The 19,147-nt window shown below is 72.9% G+C and carries 16 protein-coding genes; 11 read left to right on the top strand and 5 right to left on the bottom strand.

Annotated features, from left to right (window positions below; translation table 11 throughout):
- Positions 1-7: 7 nt before the first annotated feature.
- Positions 8-607 (bottom strand): TetR/AcrR family transcriptional regulator, encoded by a 600-nt coding sequence (locus H7A69_RS03455; RefSeq protein ID WP_182045799.1) that lies wholly within the window; start codon positions 605-607, stop codon positions 8-10.
- Between the two features lie 31 nt (positions 608-638).
- On the opposite strand from H7A69_RS03455, the gene H7A69_RS03450 reads away from it, so the two are divergent.
- From H7A69_RS03450 to H7A69_RS03435, 4 genes are all read left to right on the top strand, one after another.
- Positions 639-2,282, top strand: coding sequence for an ABC transporter substrate-binding protein (locus tag H7A69_RS03450; protein ID WP_182045797.1), 1,644 nt, complete (start codon positions 639-641; stop codon positions 2,280-2,282).
- A 74-nt stretch (positions 2,283-2,356) separates the two neighbouring features.
- On the top strand, positions 2,357-3,349 hold the full coding sequence (locus H7A69_RS03445; protein WP_259346071.1) for an ABC transporter permease: 993 nt from the start codon (positions 2,357-2,359) through the stop codon (positions 3,347-3,349).
- Positions 3,346-4,221, top strand: a complete 876-nt coding sequence (locus H7A69_RS03440) for an ABC transporter permease (protein ID WP_182045795.1) — start codon at positions 3,346-3,348, stop codon at positions 4,219-4,221. The genes H7A69_RS03445 and H7A69_RS03440 overlap by 4 nt, the downstream gene beginning before the upstream one ends.
- Positions 4,218-5,822, top strand: a complete 1,605-nt coding sequence (locus H7A69_RS03435; RefSeq protein WP_259346066.1) for an ATP-binding cassette domain-containing protein — start codon at positions 4,218-4,220, stop codon at positions 5,820-5,822. The genes H7A69_RS03440 and H7A69_RS03435 overlap by 4 nt, the downstream gene beginning before the upstream one ends.
- A 113-nt stretch (positions 5,823-5,935) precedes the next feature.
- Here H7A69_RS03435 and proP read toward each other — a convergent pair whose 3' ends face one another.
- Positions 5,936-7,498 carry a glycine betaine/L-proline transporter ProP gene (proP, locus tag H7A69_RS03430; protein WP_259346065.1) on the bottom strand — a complete coding sequence of 521 codons (1,563 nt, stop codon included), beginning with the start codon at positions 7,496-7,498 and terminating at the stop codon, positions 5,936-5,938.
- Between the two features lie 225 nt (positions 7,499-7,723).
- Here proP and valS point away from each other — a divergent pair, with 225 nt between their 5' ends.
- Positions 7,724-10,315, top strand: a complete 2,592-nt coding sequence (valS, locus tag H7A69_RS03425; RefSeq protein ID WP_259346064.1) for a valine--tRNA ligase — start codon at positions 7,724-7,726, stop codon at positions 10,313-10,315.
- 73 nt (positions 10,316-10,388) lie between these two features.
- Positions 10,389-10,640 carry a hypothetical protein gene (locus H7A69_RS03420; protein ID WP_069711757.1) on the top strand — a complete coding sequence of 84 codons (252 nt, stop codon included), beginning with the start codon at positions 10,389-10,391 and terminating at the stop codon, positions 10,638-10,640.
- 37 nt (positions 10,641-10,677) lie between these two features.
- Here H7A69_RS03420 and H7A69_RS03415 read toward each other — a convergent pair whose 3' ends face one another.
- Together H7A69_RS03415 and H7A69_RS03410 are read right to left on the bottom strand one after the other, a co-directional pair.
- A complete protein-coding gene (locus H7A69_RS03415) occupies positions 10,678-11,397 on the bottom strand; it encodes a response regulator (RefSeq protein WP_182045793.1) in 720 nt (239 codons plus the stop codon).
- Positions 11,394-12,680 (bottom strand): sensor histidine kinase, encoded by a 1,287-nt coding sequence (locus tag H7A69_RS03410; RefSeq protein ID WP_182045792.1) that lies wholly within the window; start codon positions 12,678-12,680, stop codon positions 11,394-11,396. The genes H7A69_RS03415 and H7A69_RS03410 overlap by 4 nt, the downstream gene beginning before the upstream one ends.
- A gap of 113 nt (positions 12,681-12,793) precedes the next feature.
- On the opposite strand from H7A69_RS03410, the gene H7A69_RS03405 reads away from it, so the two are divergent.
- From H7A69_RS03405 to H7A69_RS03395, 3 genes are all read left to right on the top strand, one after another.
- On the top strand, positions 12,794-13,372 hold the full coding sequence (locus H7A69_RS03405) for a TetR/AcrR family transcriptional regulator (RefSeq protein ID WP_259346063.1): 579 nt from the start codon (positions 12,794-12,796) through the stop codon (positions 13,370-13,372).
- 109 nt (positions 13,373-13,481) lie between these two features.
- Complete coding sequence (locus tag H7A69_RS03400; RefSeq protein WP_182045788.1) at positions 13,482-13,964, top strand: hypothetical protein; 483 nt, start codon at positions 13,482-13,484, stop codon at positions 13,962-13,964.
- Between the two features lie 57 nt (positions 13,965-14,021).
- Positions 14,022-16,049, top strand: a complete 2,028-nt coding sequence (locus tag H7A69_RS03395; protein ID WP_182045786.1) for a M3 family metallopeptidase — start codon at positions 14,022-14,024, stop codon at positions 16,047-16,049.
- 205 nt (positions 16,050-16,254) lie between these two features.
- Here H7A69_RS03395 and clpX read toward each other — a convergent pair whose 3' ends face one another.
- Positions 16,255-17,535 carry an ATP-dependent Clp protease ATP-binding subunit ClpX gene (gene clpX, locus H7A69_RS03390; RefSeq protein WP_069711509.1) on the bottom strand — a complete coding sequence of 427 codons (1,281 nt, stop codon included), beginning with the start codon at positions 17,533-17,535 and terminating at the stop codon, positions 16,255-16,257.
- A 208-nt stretch (positions 17,536-17,743) separates the two neighbouring features.
- Between clpX and H7A69_RS03385 the strand changes: the two genes are divergently transcribed.
- Together H7A69_RS03385 and H7A69_RS03380 are read left to right on the top strand one after the other, a co-directional pair.
- Complete coding sequence (locus H7A69_RS03385; protein ID WP_182045784.1) at positions 17,744-18,463, top strand: YcnI family protein; 720 nt, start codon at positions 17,744-17,746, stop codon at positions 18,461-18,463.
- 65 nt (positions 18,464-18,528) lie between these two features.
- The gene (locus H7A69_RS03380) at positions 18,529-19,140 is read left to right on the top strand and encodes a copper resistance protein CopC (protein WP_182045782.1); all 612 of its coding nucleotides are present in this window, start codon (positions 18,529-18,531) and stop codon (positions 19,138-19,140) included.
- The last annotated feature ends 7 nt before the right edge of the window (positions 19,141-19,147 follow it).

Below are 19,147 nucleotides of genomic sequence, written 5' to 3'. Positions count from 1 at the left end.
GGCCCGGTCAGCGCGCGTCGAGCCCCGCCGCGACCGGTGTCAGCGCCGCGCCGACGTACTCCACGAGCGAGCGTCGCCCGACCCCGTCGGCGACCCAGACCCCGAACGCCGCCGCGGCCGCCCCGAGCAGCGCTCCGGAGACCGTCTGCGGCCAGAGCGCCGTCGGGCGCTCCCCCGTCCGGGAACCGACGAACGCCGACACCGCCCCGTGCTGCGCCATCACCCGCGCGGCGACGCTCGCGACGAGCTCGGTGCCGATGTCCATCACCTCGGCCTGCGCGATCGCCCACGGCACGCGCTCCGGGTCGTGCGCCCGGGCGGCCGCCACGAGCGCCTCCTCCACCGCGCGCACCGGGCTCCGCTCGGTCGACGCGGCCAGGAACGCGGGGACGTCGGCGACCGCGGCGTCCAGTTCGAGCCAGAGCACGTCGGACTTGGCGCCGAAGTAGTTGAAGAAGGTCGCACGGCTGACGCCGGCCCGGGCGGCGATGTGGTCGACCGTCGTCCGTCCGTAGCCCTGCTCGAGGAACAGCTCGGCCGCCGCGTCGGCGAGCACCCCGGCGCTCGAGCGTCGGGGGCGGCCACCGCGGCGCATCGTCTCGTCCATGCCCTCAGTAAACCGCTAGACTCGACGCGCCATGATCTTGGACCGAGTACAGAAATCACGCGCCCGCGCCCTCCTCACCGCCGCGGGCGCCTCCGCGGTCCTGCTGGCCCTCACCGCCTGCACCGGTGGCGGCGCGGCCACCTCCGACAGCACGCCGGTCAGCGGCGGCACCCTCACGTACGCCTCGGGCGACGCGGAGCCGACCTGCCTCGACCCGCACGTCGGCGGCAACTACCCGCAGGCCCTGCTGTCGACGCAGTACATCGAGACGCTCACGAGCCTCGACCGCGACCGCCGGCCGAGCCCCGCCCTCGCGACCGACTGGCAGACCAGCGGCGACGGCAGGACCCTGACCTTCGACCTGCGGAAGGACGTCACGTTCTCGGACGGCACCCCGTTCGACGCGGCCGCCGTCGTCGCGAACATCGAGCACGTGCAGGACCCGACGACCGCGTCGAGCACGGGCTACCTCGCATTGCAGTCGATCACGAAGGCCACCGCGACCGACGACCACACGGTGACGCTGACCCTGAGCCGTCCGGACAGCGCGCTGCTCGAGTCGTTCTCGCAGCCGTGGGTCGGGATGGAGTCCCCGAAGGCGCTCGAGCGTCCGCAGGCGACCAACTGCGAGTCCCCGGTCGGCACCGGGCCGTTCACCGTGACGAAGTGGCAGCACGGTGACCGCGTCACCCTGGGGAAGAACACCCGGTACACGCCGCTCTCCGGGTCGACGGAGCCCCGCCTCGACGGCATCACCTGGCGCTTCCTGCCCGACTCGACCTCGCGCTACGCGGCGCTGCAGGCGGGCCAGGTCGACGTCATCGACAACGCCCAGCCCGACCAGCTGAAGGCCGCGTCCACCAAGGGCGCGATCCGCGACCTCGACGCGCCGCGCCCCGGCGCCTCGAACCGCCTCGAACTGAACTCCGGGCACGGGGTGTTCCGCGACGAGGCGGTCCGCAAGGCCTTCATCGCCGGCGCCGAGATCGACCCGGGCCTCGAGAGCCTGTTCCTCGGCACCGCGAAGCGCTCGTACTCGGTGCTGTCGAGCGTCGAGCCAGACGGGTACTCCGACCCGGCGCTGTTCGAGTACTCCCCCACGACCGCGGAGCGCCTGCTCGACGAGGCCGGCTGGAAGGTCGGCAGCGACGGGATCCGCCAGAAGGACGGCGAGCGCCTCACCGTGACCTTCCCGGTGTCGACGAACCAGTCCGTGCCCGCCGAACGCAGCCTGTTCCAGCAGGTCCAGGCCTCCGAGAAGGCCGTCGGGTTCGACGTCCGGCTCGAGGAGCTCGACCTGTCGAGCTGGTACGCCGCGCTCGCCGCGAACGAGTACGACGTCGTGAGTGCGCCGTACACGAAGGTCGGCCCCGACGTCCTCCGGATCCTCTACGACAGCGCGAGCATCACGCCGGCGCCGTCGGGCTACTTCGCGAACCTCGCGCAGCTCGACGACCCGACGGTCGACGACCTCCTGCAGCGTGCGGCCGCGACCGCCGACGCCGACGAGCGCGGGGACCTGTACCGTCAGGCCCAGCAGCGGATCCTCGCCAGCGGCACCGTGCTGCCGCTCTACGACCAGCAGAACCACTTCCTGTACCGGTCGACCGTCCACGGCATCGAGACCACGTCGGTCTCCACACCGTGGTTCGGCACGGCGTGGATCGCGCGCTGACGAGCCCACCGGCCGGGAGGCACCCCCTGCGTCCGACACGCGAGCACCGGTCCGCCGTCGGCTCGGCATGGGTCCTGTGGGGCCTCCGCCGGGCGGCCGGCGGCGTCGGCGTGCTCTGGGCCGTCGCGACGATCGTCTTCGTCGCGATCCGGCTCGTCCCCGGTGACCCGGCGCTCGCGATCCTCGGTGGTCCGGGTTCCCAGGCCTCGGCCGAGGCGGTCGACGCCGTCCGCCGGGAGTACGGGCTCGACCGGCCGGTGCTCGTCCAGTACGCGGTGTTCCTCGGCCGACTCGCGACCGGGCACCTCGGCGACTCCTACGCCTTCCGCACCCCGGTGTCGACGCTCCTCGCGCAGCAGCTCCCGGTGACGCTGACGCTCGCCGTGGCCGGGCTCGCCGTCGCCTGGGTGCTCGCGATCGCCGCCGCGTGGTGGTCCACCCAGCGTGGCCGCGTGGCCGCCGCCCTGACCGGCGCGATCACGGTGACGGCCAGCGTCGTCCCGCACTTCTGGCTCGGCAGCGTGCTCATCGTCGTCTTCGCGAGCGCACTCGGCTGGGTGCCGGCGGTCTCGGACGGCTCCGTACGAGGCTGGGTGCTGCCCGTGCTCACGGTCGCGGTCCCCGTCGCCGGGTACCTCGCCGAGACCGTGCGCGACGGCGTGGTCGACGCGCAGCGCTCGGCGTTCGCCCTGGCCGCCCGCGGTCGCGGCGAGTCGCGCGCGGGACTCTTCGGTCGGCACCTGCTGCGGCACGCGGCACTGCCCGGAATCGCCCTGTCCGCCTGGGCCTTCGGATCGCTGGTGTCCGGCGCGGTCGTCGTCGAGTCGGTGTTCGCGCTGCCCGGCATCGGCCGTGCCCTGGTGACCGCGGTCACGCAGCGGGACATGCCGCTCGTCGTCGGCATCGCGCTCGTGTCCGCCGCGGCGTACGTCGTCGTCCTCGCCGTCGCGGACCTCGTCGAGCGCCTGGTCGACCCGCGGGCCGGCGGCCGCCCCGGCGAACGGACCGCGCCGCGCCGGCGGGGCCGGGCACCCGTCGGGACGCACCACGGGGCGGGCGCACGGTGAGCGGCATCGCCGACCCGGGCCTCCAGGCCGGTGCGACGCCGGCCACGGCACGGTCCGAGCGGTCTCGTGGGGGGACGCTCGGGCCGGCGGGGCTGGTGGCCGCGGTCGTCGTCGCCGTCGCGGTGGTGGCGGCCGTCTGGCCGTCGCTGCTCGGCGGCGGGGACCCGCTCGCGGTGCACCCGGCGGACGCCCTGGCCGCACCGAGCGGGGCGCACCCGTTCGGCACCGACGAGTCCGGGCGCGACGTCCTGACGCGGGTGGTCGCCGGGACGCGCGCGTCGCTCGTGGTCGGGGTGGTGGCCACCCTGGTGGGCGGCGCGACGGGTGTGGTGCTCGGCACGGTCGCGGGCCTCGGCGGACGGCTCGTCGAAGCGGTGGTCGGTCGGCTCACCGAGGTGGCGTTCGCCCTGCCGCTCCTGCTCGTCGCGCTCGTCGTCATCGCGGTGACCGGGCCCGGACCGGTGCCGGCGACGCTCGCGGTCGGGTTCGCGACGGCACCCGGGTACGCACGCATCGTCCGCGCACTCGTCCGCACCGCGCGGTCCTCGCAGGTGGTCGAGACGGCGGTGCTGCAGGGACGCCCGCCCGGCCGGATCCTGTTCCGCCACGTGCTGCCCGCGGCGCTCTGGCCCGTCGTCGCCGTCGCCACCCTCGGGGTCGGGCAGGCGGTCGTGTGGGCCTCGGCGCTGAGCTACCTCGGTGTCGGGACGCCGCCGCCGGCGCCGGAGTGGGGCGCGATGCTCGCGGACGGTCGCACCTACCTGCTGACCGCACCGTGGATGAGCACGTTCCCCGGGCTCGCGATCGTCGTCCTGGCCACGTCCGTGACGGTGCTCGGACGCGCGGTGCGACGGGCGGGGGCCGCACGGTGAACACGGGAGGCGCGGAGCGCACGGCGACCGCTCGCGTGCTCGACATCAGCGGGCTCACCGTGACGATCGGCGGTGCCACGCTGGTGCACGACGTCAGCCTGCACGTCGACGCCGGCGAGTGCGTCGCCCTCGTCGGCGCGTCCGGGTCGGGGAAGACCGTCACCGCCCGGGCGGCGCTCGGGCTGTCGGCACCGGGCGCGGTCGTCAGCGCGGACCGGCTCGACCTCGACCGCACCGACGTCCGCGGGCTGTCCGAACGCCGGTGGCGGCGGCTCCGGGGCTCGACCGTCGGGTACGTCGGACAGGAGGCCCTCGGCGCCCTCGACCCACTCCGCCCCGTCGGTCGGGAGGTCGCCGACGCCCTGCGCCTGCACACCGACCTGCGGGCCGTCGACCGGATCGAGGCGGTGCGCGAGGCGCTGGCGGCCGTGGGGCTCGACCCGGCGCTGGCCACCGACGGGCGGCTCGCGGGCACGCTGTCGGGCGGGATGCGGCAGCGGGCGCTCATCGCCGCGGCGACCGTGGCCTCGCCGGCCCTCGTCGTGGCGGACGAACCGACCACCGCACTCGACGCGGCGGTCGCGGTGACCGTGATGGAGCAGTTGCGTGCGGCACAGCAGCGCGGGGCGGGGCTCCTCGTCATCACCCACGACCTCGGCCTCGTCACGGGGTGGGCGGACCGCGTGGTCGTCGTGGACGACGGCACGGTGGTCGAGGACGGCCCGGTCGCGGCGGTCCTCGACGCGCCCGCGCACCCCGCGACGCGGGCGCTGGTGCGGGTGGCGCGCTCGGGCGCCGACCGCTCCCGGGCCCCGGCCGCGGCGGCGGCGAACGGTGCGCCGGTGCTCGACGGCGTGGGGCTGACCCGCGTGTTCGACGGGGTACCCGCCGTGCAGGACCTCGCGGTCGCGGTGCGCCCGGGTCGGGTGACCGGGGTGATCGGTGCCTCCGGTTCCGGCAAGACCACGGTCGCGCGGATGCTGCTCGGGCTCGAGACCCCGAACGCCGGCACGGTGACGCTCGATGGAGCGCCCTGGGTGCCGCTGCCCGAACGGGAGCGCCGGGACCGACGGCACCGGGTGGCCGCCGTCGTGCAGGACCCCGGGGCGACGTTCGACGAGCGCTGGACGGTCGAGCGCGTGCTCGCCGACGCCCTGACGGACGGTGGCGCACGCCGGGCGACCGGTGCGCTCGCCGACCGGGTCGACGCGGCACTCCGGCAGGTCGGGCTGGACCCAGCGCTGCGCTCCCGTCCCCCGCGCACGCTGTCGGGCGGGCAGCGGCAGCGGCTCGCGATCGCCCGGGCGCTGGCGACCTCACCCGAGGTGGTCGTGCTCGACGAACCCGTGACGGCCCTGGACGCGACGGTGCAGGACGCCGTGCTGACGCTGCTCGAGCGACTCCGCGACGAGACCGGCGTCGCGATGCTGTTCGTGTCGCACGACCTCCGGGCGGTGCGCCGGATGGCCGACGACGTGCTCGTCGTGCACGAGGGCCGGGTCGTCGAGCAGGGCCCGGCGTCCCGCGTGTTCGACGCGCCCGAGCACCCGGCGACCGAGCGACTGCTCACGGCCTCCGCCCGCCTGGCCGCCGGCGTCTGACCGCGCCCGGTCCGGGCAGCCGACGCGAGACTCGGCCCCCCGGACGGTTTCGCGGGTCCCCCGTCACGAAACAGTCCGCAGGGCCGAGTCGCGTGGACGGGCCGCCGACGCGGCTACGAGCCGGCGGTCTCCTGCTTCGGGGCGTCGCCCGAGATGATCGGGATCTCGCTCGTCGAGAAGTCCTTCGCCCAGTCGGACTGCGCGAGCTCCGAGCTCGGGTCGTTGTAGTCCTCGATCACGCCGGCGACCTCGTCCTCGTGCGCCACCGTCGGGCCGGAACCCATCAGCGGCGTCGCGGCCGTCTCCTTCGTGAAGTACACGGCGACGAGCCCGATCACGGCTGCGAGCATGAGGTAGAACGCGGGGATGTCCTCGGCCCACGACAGGCCGGCGTCCTTCGCCCCGGCGATGAGCGCCTGGGTCGCGAGGGGCGTGGTGCCACCGAACAGCGAGACCGAGACGTTGAAGGCGATGGCGAGGGCGCCGTAGCGGATGATCGTCGGGAAGAGCGCCGGGAGCGTCGACGGCATGGTCGAGGTGAACGTGACGAGCACGAGCCCCAGGATCAGCAGGCCGAAGAACACGCCGGCACCGGTGCCGGACTGCACGAGCTTGAGCGCCGGCCACGACAGCAGGATGAAGCCGATGCAGCCCGCGGCGAGGACCGGACGTCGACCGAACTTGTCGGACAGACGGCCGCCGAAGGTGATGACGACCATCATGAGGATCATCACGATGACGATGAGGATCAGGCCGAACGTCGCGTTCTGGCCGAGGTTCGTCTCGAGGTAGGTCGGCATGTACGACAGCAGCATGTAGTCGGTCACGTTGAACACGAGGACCAGACCGATGCAGATGAGGAGCGACCGCCAGTTCTCGGCGAACAGCTTGAGGAACGGCGTCTTCTGCGACTCGCGCTCGGCTGCCTGCTCCTGCTGCTTCTGGAACGCGGGGGTCTCCTCGAGCTTCAGGCGCAGGTAGAGGCCGATGAGCCCGAGCGGGCCCGCGACGAGGAACGGGATGCGCCAGCCCCAGCTGAGCAGCGAGTCCTCGGGGAGGGCGTACTGCAGGGCCGTGACGATCGAGGCGCCGAGCACGTAGCCGGCGAGCGTGCCGAACTCGAGCCACGAGCCCATGAACCCGCGGCGCTTGTCCGGCGAGTACTCGGCGATGAACGTCGCGGCGCCGCCGTACTCACCGCCCGTCGAGAAGCCCTGCACGAAGCGTGCGACGAGGAGCAGCACCGGTGCCCAGAACCCGATCGTGTCGTACGAGGGGATGAGGCCGATCATGAGCGTGCCGGCGGCCATGAGGATCATGGTCAGCGCGAGGACCTTCTGGCGGCCGATCTTGTCGCCGATCGGGCCGAAGACGGCACCGCCGATCGGACGGACGATGAACGCGGCCGCGAAGAAGCCGAAGGTCGCGACGAGGTTCGACGTCGGGTCGCCCTCGGGCAGGAACACCTTCGAGATCGTGACGGTCAGGTACGCGAAGATGCCGAAGTCGAACCACTCCATCGCGTTGCCGAGTGCCGCGGCGGCGACGGCACGCTTGAGCAGCGACTCCTCGACGACGGTGACGTCGTCCTCGGTCAGCTTGCGGCGTGCACGCTTCGCGGCGGCCTTCGTGCGCAACGGCCGATCGCCGTGCTGGTGGGATTCGTTCGGTGCCAAGTTCGTTCCTCCGGTAGTGCTGTGTCTTGCCTTCGGGCGTCCGGCGGAGAGCGACTGTGCAGTCCTGACGGAAACCGCGTCCGCCGGACAAACTCCGACAGCCTAGCAGATGGAGCGCTCCGACGCGACGGCCCGCTACGATGTGCTCACCACGCACGTCCTGCGTGTCACTCAGGCACCTCACCACGGACTCGGTGCCGCACACATCGATCGAAAGGCCCCGCCATGTCGAAGCCCATGCCCGAGAAGCCCACCGTCGACGGACTCGAGCAGGTCTGGGGCCCGGTCTGGGAGCAGGACGGCACCTACCGCTTCGACCGCGACAGCGCGACGAAGGACGCGGTGTACTCGATCGACACCCCGCCGCCGACCGCCTCCGGATCGCTGCACATCGGCCACGTGTTCTCGTACACGCACACCGACCTCAAGGCCCGGTACGAGCGCATGCGCGGCAAGCACGTCTTCTACCCGATGGGCTGGGACGACAACGGCCTGCCCACCGAGCGTCGCGTGCAGAACTACTACGGCGTCCGCTGCGACCCGCAGCTCCCGTACGACCCGGCGTTCGTCCCGCCGTTCGAGGGCGGTGACGGCAAGTCGGCCAAGGCCGCCGACCAGCTGCCGATCTCGCGCCGCAACTTCATCGAGCTGTGCGAGCGCCTGACCGTGCAGGACGAGCAGCAGTTCGAGCACCTCTTCCGCACGCTCGGCCTGTCCGTGGACTGGACGCAGTCGTACCGGACCATCGACGACACCTCCCGCGCGAGCGCGCAGCGTGCCTTCCTCCGCAACCTCGAGCGCGGCGAGGCCTACCAGGCCGACGCCCCGACGCTCTGGGACGTCACGTTCCGCACCGCGGTGGCCCAGGCCGAGCTCGAGGACAAGGAGATGCCCGGCGCGTACCACGGCCTCGCGTTCCACCGCACCGACGGCGGCGAGGACGTCGTCATCCAGACCACCCGCCCCGAGCTGCTCCCCGCGTGCGTGGCCCTCGTCGCCCACCCGGACGACGAGCGCTTCCAGGACCTGTTCGGCAAGACCGTCCGCTCTCCCCTGTTCGACGTCGAGGTCCCGGTGCTCGCGCACCACCTCGCGCAGCAGGACAAGGGCGCCGGCATCGCGATGGTCTGCACCTTCGGTGACACCACCGACGTGGTGTGGTGGCGCGAGCTCCAGCTGCCGAACCGCGCGATCATCGGCTTCGACGGCCGCGTGCGCTCGGACGAGCCGACCTGGATCGAGTCCGCCCGCGGCAAGGAGCTCTACGCCGAGATGGCCGGCAAGACGGTGTTCTCGGCGAAGAAGGTCCTCGTGGACGCCCTCACCGAGTCCGGCGAGCTCGTCGGCGACGTCAAGACGATCAACCACCCGGTGAAGTTCTTCGAGAAGGGCGACAAGCCGCTCGAGATCGTCTCGACCCGCCAGTGGTACATCGTCAACGGCGCCCGCGACGAGCAGCTCCGCAGCACGCTCCACCGGCGCGGCGAGGAGATCGCGTTCCACCCGGACTTCATGCGCGTCCGCTACGACAACTGGGTCGGCGGCCTGTCCGGCGACTGGCTCATCTCGCGCCAGCGCTTCTTCGGCGTGCCGCTGCCGGTCTGGTACCCGCTCGACGCCGACGGCAACCCGGTGTTCGACCAGCCGATCGTCCCGACCGAGGACCAGCTCCCGGTGGACCCCGCATCCGAGCCGGCCCCCGGCTACGAGGAGTCCCAGCGCGGCGTCGCCGGCGGCTTCCAGGGCGAGCTCGACGTGATGGACACGTGGGCGACCTCGTCGCTCACGCCGCAGCTCGCGGGCAAGTGGGAGACCGACCCGGCGCTGTACGACCTCGTGTTCCCGTACGACGTCCGCCCGCAGGCGCAGGACATCATCCGCACCTGGCTCTTCACGACGGTGCTCCGCAGCCAGCTCGAGGCCGACGTGGCCCCCTGGAAGCACGCGAGCATCTCCGGCTTCATCGTCGACCCCGACCGCAAGAAGATGTCGAAGTCGAAGGGCAACGTCGTCACGCCGCTGTCGATCCTCGAGCAGCACGGTGCGGACGCGGTCCGCTACTGGGCGGCCTCGTCGAAGCTCGGCACGGACGCGGCCTTCGACGCGCAGAACCCGAAGCAGATCAAGGTCGGCCGACGCCTGGCGATCAAGGTGCTCAACGCCGCCAAGTTCGTCTACGGGTTCGAGCTCCCGAGCGGGGCCACGAGCGTGACCGAGGCGCTCGACGTCGACATGCTCGCCGAGCTCGCGAGCGTGATCGACCAGGCCACCACGGCCTTCGACGGCTTCGACCACGCCCGCGCGCTCGAGGTCACCGAACGGTTCTTCTGGACGTTCTGCGACGACTACCTCGAGCTCGTCAAGGAGCGCGCCTACGGCACCGCGACCGACGCGACGCACGAGACGCAGGCGAGCGCGGTCCTGGCGCTGCGCGCCGCGATCGACGCGCTGCTGCGGCTGCTGGCGCCGTTCCTCCCGTTCGCGACGGAGGAGGTGTGGGCCTGGACCCACGAGACCAGCGTGCACCGCGCCTCCTGGCCGACGACGGCCGAGCTGCCGACGCAGGCCGCTCCGACGGGCCTGCTGGCAGCCGTCGGGCAGGCGCTCATCGGCATCCGCGGTGCGAAGACCGCCGCGAAGGCCTCGCAGAAGACGCCGGTGACGCGCGCCGTCGTGTCGGCCCCGGCCGAGCAGCGGGCGCTCATCGAGCGTGCGGCGGTCGACCTTGCGGCCGTCGGGCGCATCGAGAACCTGTCGTTCACGGACGGCGAGGAGCTCGCCGTCACCGAGATCGAGCTCGCCGAGCAGCAGGCGTAGCGTCACGGGAGCAGGCCGGACCGTCCGCGGTCCGGCCTGCGACACGACGGATCGGGACGGACTGGAGGCACGGATGCAGTTGGGCACGCGCTGGAACGTGGGTGGGGAGCCGCCGTCGCGACTGCCGGAGACGGTCGTCGTCGCCGTACGTGGTGTCGAGGACGAGCTGGCGGCCGAGTCGGTCGACGCGTCGACCTGGCGGTGGACGCTCACCTTCCTCGAGGGCAAGCCGGTCGTCGAGCTCGACGACGGCACGTCGATCCACCTCGACGCCGCGGGGCGCGCACAGGTGACGAACCCGGACGACGCGCCGGAGGAGGACTGAGCCGGGCGGTCCGCCCGGGATCCCTCCGCTCCGTGGGTCAGACGAGCCCGGCGCGGTGGGCCGTGATGGCCAGCTGCGTCCGGTTCTGCAGACCGAGCTTGTCGAGGAGCCGCGAGACGTAGGTCTTGGCCGAGGCCGGCGTGACGCCGAGCCGTGCGGCGATCTGCGCGTTCGTCAGCCCCTCGCCGACGGCGGTCGCGAGCTCCCGCTCCCGCGGGGTGAGGTCGGCGAGGTCGTCGTCGGTCCCCGGTCCGGCGTCCGCGACCGCCGTCGTGCCGACCGCCATCGATCCGACCGCCACCGGTCCGACCGCCGTCGGGCGGGTCGGTGTCGGGCGGGTCACCGCTCGCGCCACCACCGCCGACGCCACCGCCGGTGCCAGCACGCAGCGGTCGGCCGCGACGTCCCGAACCGCGGCCGCGAGCTCGTGCGGGCGAGCCCCCTTCAGCAGGAACCCCGACGCGCCGACCTCGAGCGCGCGGAGCACCGCGTCGTCGTGCTCGAAGGCGGTGAGCACCACCACGCGGGGCGGGACCTCGAGCGCCCGCAGGAGCCCGGTCGTCGCGATGCCGTCCGGTCCGCCGGGCATCCGGAGGTCCACGAGAGCGACGTCGACCCGTAGACGACGGGCGACCGCCGCGCCGCGCTCCCCGTCCGGGCACTCGGCGACCACGACGATGTCCGGCTCGGACTCGAGCACGAGCCGGATGCTCGCCCGGACGTCGGCGTCGTCGTCGACGAGCAGGACACGGATCACCGGGGCACCTCGACGGTCACCCGGAAGCGCTCACCGAGGACGCCGTGCGTCACGCGTCCTCCCACCGACGCCGCGCGCTCCGCCGCGACCGCCAGACCGTGGCCCCCGCTCGGCAGTGCCGGTGCGTGATCCGTGACGGGGTTCTCGACCAGGACCCGGACGAGGTCGGGCCAGATCTCGCCGCGGACGTCCACCGCCGCCCCGGGGGCGTGCTTCGTCGCGTTGTGGAGGGCCTCGGCGAGCACGGCGTCCAGGACGGCGCTCGATGCGTCGTCGAGCCCGGCCGTCCGGGCGATCGGGCCGGCCGCGGGTCCGTGCCGGCGGACCACGGTGCCGTCGCGCTCCGCCGCGTCGATCGACTCCTGCCACGAGCGGGACGACCGTGCGCGGGGTCCGGTCCCGATGTCCGGGCCGCTCGACGACGCGACGTGCGCGCCGTCGGCGCCGTCGGCGCCGTCAGCGGCGTCCGCGCCGGTCGCGCCGTCCGTGCCGTCCGCGCCGTCGCGCAGGAGCCCGACGACGAAGTGCACGTCCTCCAGGAGGTCCGCGCCCGTGTCCGCGATCCTGGTCGCCAGCGACCGGGCTTCGGCGTCGGCACTGCGCGCGGCGATCGCACTCGCGTGCAGGGTCATCCGGCTGACGTTCTGGCCGACGAGGTCGTGCATGTCGCGGCTCAGGCGGAGCCGTTCGTGCGCGACGACGTCGGCCGCCCGGGCGGCGGCCACCTCGGCGGCGAGCCGGAGGCGGTCCTCACGCAGCGCGACCAACCGGGAGGCCTCCCCCACGGCACCGCCGACCAGCGCGGGCAGGACGACCCCGAGCAGCGGCGCGGTCTCCTCGGGGAGCGCGACGTGCCCGGCTCGGAACGAACAGGGCACGGGGACGAGGCCGAGCGGGTGCAGGACCGTGTACGCACCGAGGACCAGCAGCCACCCCCGCGGACGGCGGGCACCGAGCACGACCGCCATCACCATCACGAAGGAGCACGACCCGGTGGCGGCCCACACGAGGGGTGCGACCACGCTCGGGACGACGGGGAGTCGCCGGACCAGGTACAGCGACAGCCCGCCCGCGAGGAACGCCAGCAGCTGTCCGGCGTCCGGCGCCTCCCGCGCCGCGAGTGCGTCGTACCAGGTGCTCCAGGCCGTCACGACCAGGGGGAACGACAGTGCGGCGGCGCGGAGGAAACGGCGGGTGCGGAGGTCCGGGGCATCGACGAGCCGCTCGATCCACCGGTGGGGTCGCGGGAGGGCGCCCGTCGCGACTGCTGCTTGGAATATCACATGTTCAGTATATGCACCGCGGTCGCGATGCAGCGAGCGGACCCCGGTACACTCGGGAACGGCCGTTCCCGTCTGCTCGGAGCGACCGCCGCACGGGATCGGGAGGACGACCGTTGGCGAACGCCGTGGACCAGGAGACGAGCGAGCGCATCCGCGCCACCGCCGACGCCCTCTTCGCCGCCCGTGGGTTCCAGTCGGTCGGCATGGACGACATCCGGACCGGTGCCGGCGTCTCGCTGAAGAAGCTCTACGCCGCGTTCCCGGGCAAGGACCAGCTCATCGCCGCGGTCCTCGCCGGGCGGCACGCCACGTGGGAGCAGGGCATCACCGCGGCCGTCGCGGCTGCGACGGCTCCGCGGGACCGACTCCTCGTGATGTACGACTTCCTCGAGCAGTGGTTCGGCGACGACACGTTCCGCGGGTGCGGCTTCATCAACGCCTTCGGGGAGCTCGGCGGGACCTCCCCCGCGGTGGCGGAGATCGCACGGGCACACAAGGACTCCTTCCAGCGCTACGTCGCCGGGCTGGCCGCCGACGTCGTCGCCGACACGGAGACCGCCGAGGAGCTCGCCGCGCAGCTCGCGCTGCTCGCCGAGGGGGCGCAGACCACGGCGGCCATCGCGGGCGACACCGCACCGGCGCGGCACGCGCGCCGTGCCGCCGCGACCCTCATCGACGCCGCGACGCGCTGACGGCCCGCGCGGCCCGCGTTGCCCTTCGGGGACGCTCCTGCGCGTCGGTCCTCCCGTACGGTCGCACCTCGGCACATGCGCCGTTCGCGGCCCGCCGAAAGGACACCCCGTGCAGCCCTCCGCCGTGCGTCCCCCACTCGAACGCATCGAGGAGCTGGCGGGACGAGCGGCGGTCCCGGCCGTTCGGACCGCCATCGCCGTGCTCATGCTGTGGTTCGGGGTGCCGAAGCTGTTCCCCGGCGGGAGTCCGGCGGAGAGCCTCGTGGTCCGGACACTGGGCACCCTGTCCGGCGGTCTGGTCGCCGGCGACGTCGCACGGGTCGGCGTGGCCGTGTTCGAGATCGGCCTCGGCGTCGCGCTCCTGGTGGACCGGTGCATGCCCGTCGTGCTGTCGGCACTGCTCGTGCACATGGCGGGGACCGCCGCACCGCTCCTGCTCTTCCCCGACGAGACCTGGCGGAGCGCCGGGATCGGGACGCTCGAGGGGCAGTACATCCTCAAGAACGTCGTCATCGTCGCCGGCGTCGTCGTCCTGGCGGGCAGCATGCGGCGTGGCCCGCGCGACCCACGGGGCGAGCGCGCGACCAGGTGACGGACGGGAGGCGCGTGGCGGGGCCGCCGCGCTCCTCCCGTCCGTAGTGTGGGGACCATGGCAACCCCGTTCGACGAACCGAGCACCCTCCCCTACGCCCTCCCGCCGTTCGACGACGTCCGGCTCGAGCACTTCCGCCCCGCGTTCGACGCCGGGACGGCCGAGCAGCGCGCCGAGGTCGAGGCGATCGCCGCCTCGGACGAGGCCCCGACCTTCGAGAACACGCTCGTGGCGCTCGAGCGCTCCGGGCAGCTGCTGACGCGCGTCTCCCACGTGTTCTTCACCCTGTCCTCCGCCGACTCGACGCCCGAGCTGCACGACCTCGAGGCCGAGGTCTCCCCGCTGCTCGCCGCGCACCGTGACGCGATCACGCTCGACTCCCGGCTCTACGCCCGCGTCGACGCGGTGCGTTCCGCGCTGGGCGACCGGGCCGACCTGACGGACGAGGACCGCCGTCTCGTCGAGCGGACCCACACCGAGATGACGCTCGCCGGCGCCGGACTCGACGAAGCCGGCAAGGAGCGCCTGACCGCGATCAACCAGGAGCTCTCGACGCTCACCACGACCTTCGAGCGGAACCTGCTCGAGGACACCAACGACCTCGCCGTGCACGTCACCGACGAACAGGAGCTCGACGGGCTCGACGACGGCGCGAGGTCCGCCGCTGCCGGGGCCGCTCACGACCGGGGGCTCGACGGGTGGTTGATCACCCTGCCGCTGTACACCGGGCACCCGTGGCTCGCGTCGCTGACCGACCGTGGGCTCCGGGAGCGGATCATGCGGGCGTCACGCTCCCGCGGGCGCCGCGGGAACGAGCACGACAACCGCGACGTGCTGCTGCGGATCGTGCGCCTCCGCGCCGAGCGCGCCGAACTGCTCGGGTTCCCGAACCACGCCGCCGTCGTCACCGCGGACAAGACCGCTCGGACGCCCGAGGCCGTCGACGGCCTGCTGTCGTCGCTCGTGCCGGCCGCCACGGCGAACGCCGACGACGAGCGGGCCGTCCGCTCCCGCACCGTCGGCTTCGACGTCGAGGCGTGGGACTGGGCGTACGCGACCGAGGTCCTGCGCGGCGAGCAGTTCGCCGCGGACAGCTCGGCGCTCCGGCCGTACTTCGAGGCCGACCGGGTCCTGCGCGACGGCGTCTTCCACGCGGCCGGCGCGCTCTACGGGCTGACGTTCAACGAACGTCCGGACCTGCACGGCTACAACGACGAGGTCCGGGTCTTCGAGGTGCGTTCGGACGACGACGCACCGGTCGGGCTCTACCTGCTCGACCTGTACACGCGGGACGGCAAGCGCGGTGGCGCGTGGATGAACCCCGTCGTCGAGCAGTCCGAGCTGCTCGGCACGCTGCCGGTCGTCGTCAACAACCTCAACGTGGCGAAGCCGGCGGCGGGCTCCCCCACGCTCCTCATCCAGGACGAGGTCGAGACGCTCTTCCACGAGTTCGGGCACGCGCTGCACGGACTCATCGCCCGGACGACGTACCCGCGGTTCTCGGGGACGAACGTCGAACGGGACTTCGTCGAGTTCCCGTCCCAGGTGAACGAGATGTGGGTGTCGTGGCCGTCGGTGCTCGCGAACTACGCCAAGCACCACGAGACCGGTGCGCCGCTGCCGCCGGAGCTCGTGCTCGGCCTGAGCGACTCGGCCGGCTTCAACGAGGGCTTCTCGACCACGGAGTACCTCGCCGCGGCGCTCCTCGACCAGGCGTGGCACCGGCTGTCCGCGGCGGCAGCAGCCGAGGTCACCGACGTCGAGACGTTCGAGCGACAGGCCCTGACGGACGCCGGGGTGGACGTGCACGCCGTGCCGCCGCGGTACTCGTCGACGTACTTCGCGCACACCTTCTCGGGCGGGTACGACGCCGGGTACTACGGGTACATCTGGTCCGAGGTGCTCGACGCCGACACCGTCGAGTGGTTCCGCGAGAACGGCGGGCTGTCCCGGGAGGCCGGGGCGCGGTTCGCGGCGAAGGTGCTCGGCGTCGGCGGGGCGCAGGACCCGCTGGAGGCCTACCGCGCGTTCCGCGGGCGCGACGCCGAGGTCGGCCCGCTGCTGCGTCGCCGCGGGCTGGAGTAGGCGCGCGGCGGGGCCCGGCGTCCGAACCGCTGGTGTCGAACCACGGATGCGACGTCGAACCAGGGCACCCTGCTGGTTCGACGTCGTGTTCGTGGTTCGATCCCGTACGGGACGGGCGGACCGAGCCTGGTCCGCCCGGAGCGCCGCCCCCACACACACGAACGGCCCGACCCCCGAGGGGACCGGGCCGTTCGCGAACGGCGAGCTACGCGGACTTCTCGACGCGCTTCGCCCGGGGGTGCGGGACGATCGTCGGCGCCGCGTTCTCGAGCACGGACTCGCGCGTGATCACCACGCGTGCGACGTCGTCGTCCGAGGGCACGTCGAACATGACCGGCCCGAGGACCTCCTCGAGGATGGCGCGGAGCCCACGGGCACCGGTCTGCCGCAGCACGGCGAGGTCGGCGATGGCCTCGAGCGCGCCGCGGTCGAACTCGAGCTCGACCCCGTCGATCTGGAACATCCGCTGGTACTGCTTCACCAGCGCGTTCTTGGGCTCGGTCAGGATCTGCATGAGCGCCGACTGGTCGAGCTGCGACACCGTGGTGACGACGGGGAGACGCCCGATGAACTCGGGGATCAGACCGAACTTGTGCAGGTCCTCCGGCAGGACGTCCGCGAACAGGTCCTGCTGGTCGAGCGGGCTGTGGAGCGGCGCGCCGAACCCGATGCCGCGCTTGCCGACGCGCGAGGACACGATGTCCTCGAGCCCTGCGAACGCCCCCGCGACGATGAACAGCACGTTCGTCGTGTCGATCTGGATGAACTCCTGGTGCGGGTGCTTCCGTCCACCCTGCGGCGGGACCGAGGCCGTCGTCCCCTCGAGGATCTTGAGCAGCGCCTGCTGCACGCCCTCGCCCGAGACGTCGCGCGTGATCGAGGGGTTCTCGGCCTTCCGCGCGATCTTGTCGACCTCGTCGATGTAGATGATGCCGGTCTCGGCCCGCTTGACGTCGTAGTCCGCGGCCTGGATCAGCTTGAGGAGGATGTTCTCGACGTCCTCGCCGACGTAGCCGGCCTCGGTCAGGGCAGTCGCGTCGGCGACCGCGAACGGGACGTTCAGACGCTTCGCGAGCGTCTGGGCCAGGTAGGTCTTGCCGCAGCCGGTCGGACCGATGAGCAGGATGTTCGACTTGGCGATCTCGACGTCGTCGCGGTCCTCCGCGGCGGTGATCTGCCCCTGCGCACGGATGCGCTTGTAGTGGTTGTAGACGGCCACGGCGAGGGCACGCTTCGCGGGGTCCTGCCCGATGACGTACTCCTGCAGGAAGTCGAAGATCTCGCGGGGCTTCGGCAGGTCGAAGTCGCCGCCCGTGGTGTCCTCGCCGGCCTCGGCCAGGCGCTCCTCGATGATCTCGTTGCACAGCTCGACGCACTCGTCGCAGATGTACACCCCCGGTCCGGCGATGAGCTGCTGGACCTGCTTCTGGCTCTTGCCGCAGAAGGAGCACTTCAGCAGGTCAGCGCTCTCCCCGATGCGTGCCATGTCGGTGCCCTCCTTGGATGACCGGTGCGGATGACCGGTGCGGTCGACCGATGCAGGCTGGTGACCCGCCCGATGGATCGACTCTAACCGCATCCGGTGACACCGACCGCGACGCCGTCCGGCCTGTCCCGGCACGTTCGCCCAGGGCGTGCACACCTGGTACGGTGACTCCGGTTCCTCTACAAGTTGTAGAGGTCGGAAGGACCCCATGACGAAGCGACTCGCCCTCCTCGGTACCGGCACCCTCGGCGTCACCGCCGCGATCGTCCTCGGCACCGCCGCTGCGGCCAGCGCCCACGTCGAGGCCGACGCGACCTCCACCGCGGCGAACTCGTACACCACGGCCACGTTCTCGGTGCCGCACGGCTGCGACGGCTCCCCCACCACGAAGCTCGTCTTCCAGGTGCCCGAGTCCGTCATCGAGGTCACGCCGACGGTCAACCCGAACTGGACCATCACGAAGGCCACCGAGCCGTACACCGCTCCGTCGAGCGGCACCGCGAGCGACGAGGAGACCGAGGCCGGCGCCGAGCGCGTCACGAGTGTCACCTACACCGCGAAGACCCCGCTCCCCGCCGACGAGCGCGACACCTTCGCCCTGTCGTTCTCCCTGCCGGACGGCAAGCCCGGCGACCGGGTGTCCTTCCCCGTGGTGCAGACCTGCGAGCGCGGCTCGGTCGACTGGGACCAGGCGCAGGAGTCCGGGAAGGCCGAGCCGGAGCACCCCGCGCCCTCGATCGTGCTGACCGCCGCCACCACCCAGGGCGACGACGACGACGCCACCGCCGCCACCGCGAGCGACACCGGCACGACCGCGGCGCAGCCCGACCTCGTCGGTCGCTTCCTCGGGCTCGGCGGCCTGGTCGTCGGCGCCGTCGGACTGGTCGTCGCGGTCGCGGCGACGCGTCGCCGGGACGCATCGAAGTGACCCTCGGATCGCGTCCGACGCGCGGCAGCCGGTCCGGGACGGTCCGACGTCCGGCCTGGAGGCCCGTGGCCGCGACCGCCGCGGCCCTCGCCGTCGCGGGCTGCGCGGTCCTCGGCCTGGCCGCCCCCGCCAGCGCGCACAACTACCTCGTGTCCTCGACGCCCGAGGTGGGCGGGACGCTCACCGAGCTCCCGGACCGCTTCGACATCACGACGAACGACCGGTTGCTGGCCATCGGCGGCTCGGACTCCGGCTTCGCCTTCCGCGTGATCGGTCCCGACGGGAGGTACCACGAGGACGGCTGCGTCTCCGTGGACGGCCCGTCGATGACCACGAAGGCCGCCCTCGGGAGCTCCGGCAGGTACGAGGTCGAGTGGCAGATCGTCTCCGCCGACGGCCACACCGTCTCCGACCGCTACGACTTCACGTGGAAGGCGCCGGCCGGCTTCTCGCCCGACCGCGGCTCCGCGACGCCGGCGACGTGCGCGACCGGTGACGGGTCGAGCCCCGCCCCGGGCTCGACGAACGGCAGCGAGGCCGCCGGCGACGACTCGAGTGCGACGGACGCGCTCTTCATCGGTGCCGGCGGGATCGTCCTGGCCGGCGTCGTCGTCGCGGTCCTGCTCCTGCTCCGGCGCCGACCGGCACCCGCGGCTGACGACCACGACGAGGACTGACCGGGGC

The sequence above is a fragment of the Curtobacterium sp. ME26 genome, assembly GCF_903970945.1.
Lineage (GTDB): Bacteria > Actinomycetota > Actinomycetes > Actinomycetales > Microbacteriaceae > Curtobacterium > Curtobacterium citri.
This window is presented reverse-complemented; position numbering and strand designations above follow the sequence as displayed.

Coding starts and splice junctions, on each gene's coding strand:
- H7A69_RS03385 (WP_182045784.1), top strand. CDS start 17,744: ATGACGAAGCGACTCGCCCTCCTCGGTACCGGCACCCTCGGCGTCACC.
- H7A69_RS03450 (WP_182045797.1), top strand. CDS start 639: ATGATCTTGGACCGAGTACAGAAATCACGCGCCCGCGCCCTCCTCACC.
- H7A69_RS03395 (WP_182045786.1), top strand. CDS start 14,022: ATGGCAACCCCGTTCGACGAACCGAGCACCCTCCCCTACGCCCTCCCG.
- valS (WP_259346064.1), top strand. CDS start 7,724: ATGTCGAAGCCCATGCCCGAGAAGCCCACCGTCGACGGACTCGAGCAG.
- H7A69_RS03455 (WP_182045799.1), bottom strand. CDS start 607: ATGGACGAGACGATGCGCCGCGGTGGCCGCCCCCGACGCTCGAGCGCC.
- clpX (WP_069711509.1), bottom strand. CDS start 17,535: ATGGCACGCATCGGGGAGAGCGCTGACCTGCTGAAGTGCTCCTTCTGC.
- H7A69_RS03420 (WP_069711757.1), top strand. CDS start 10,389: ATGCAGTTGGGCACGCGCTGGAACGTGGGTGGGGAGCCGCCGTCGCGA.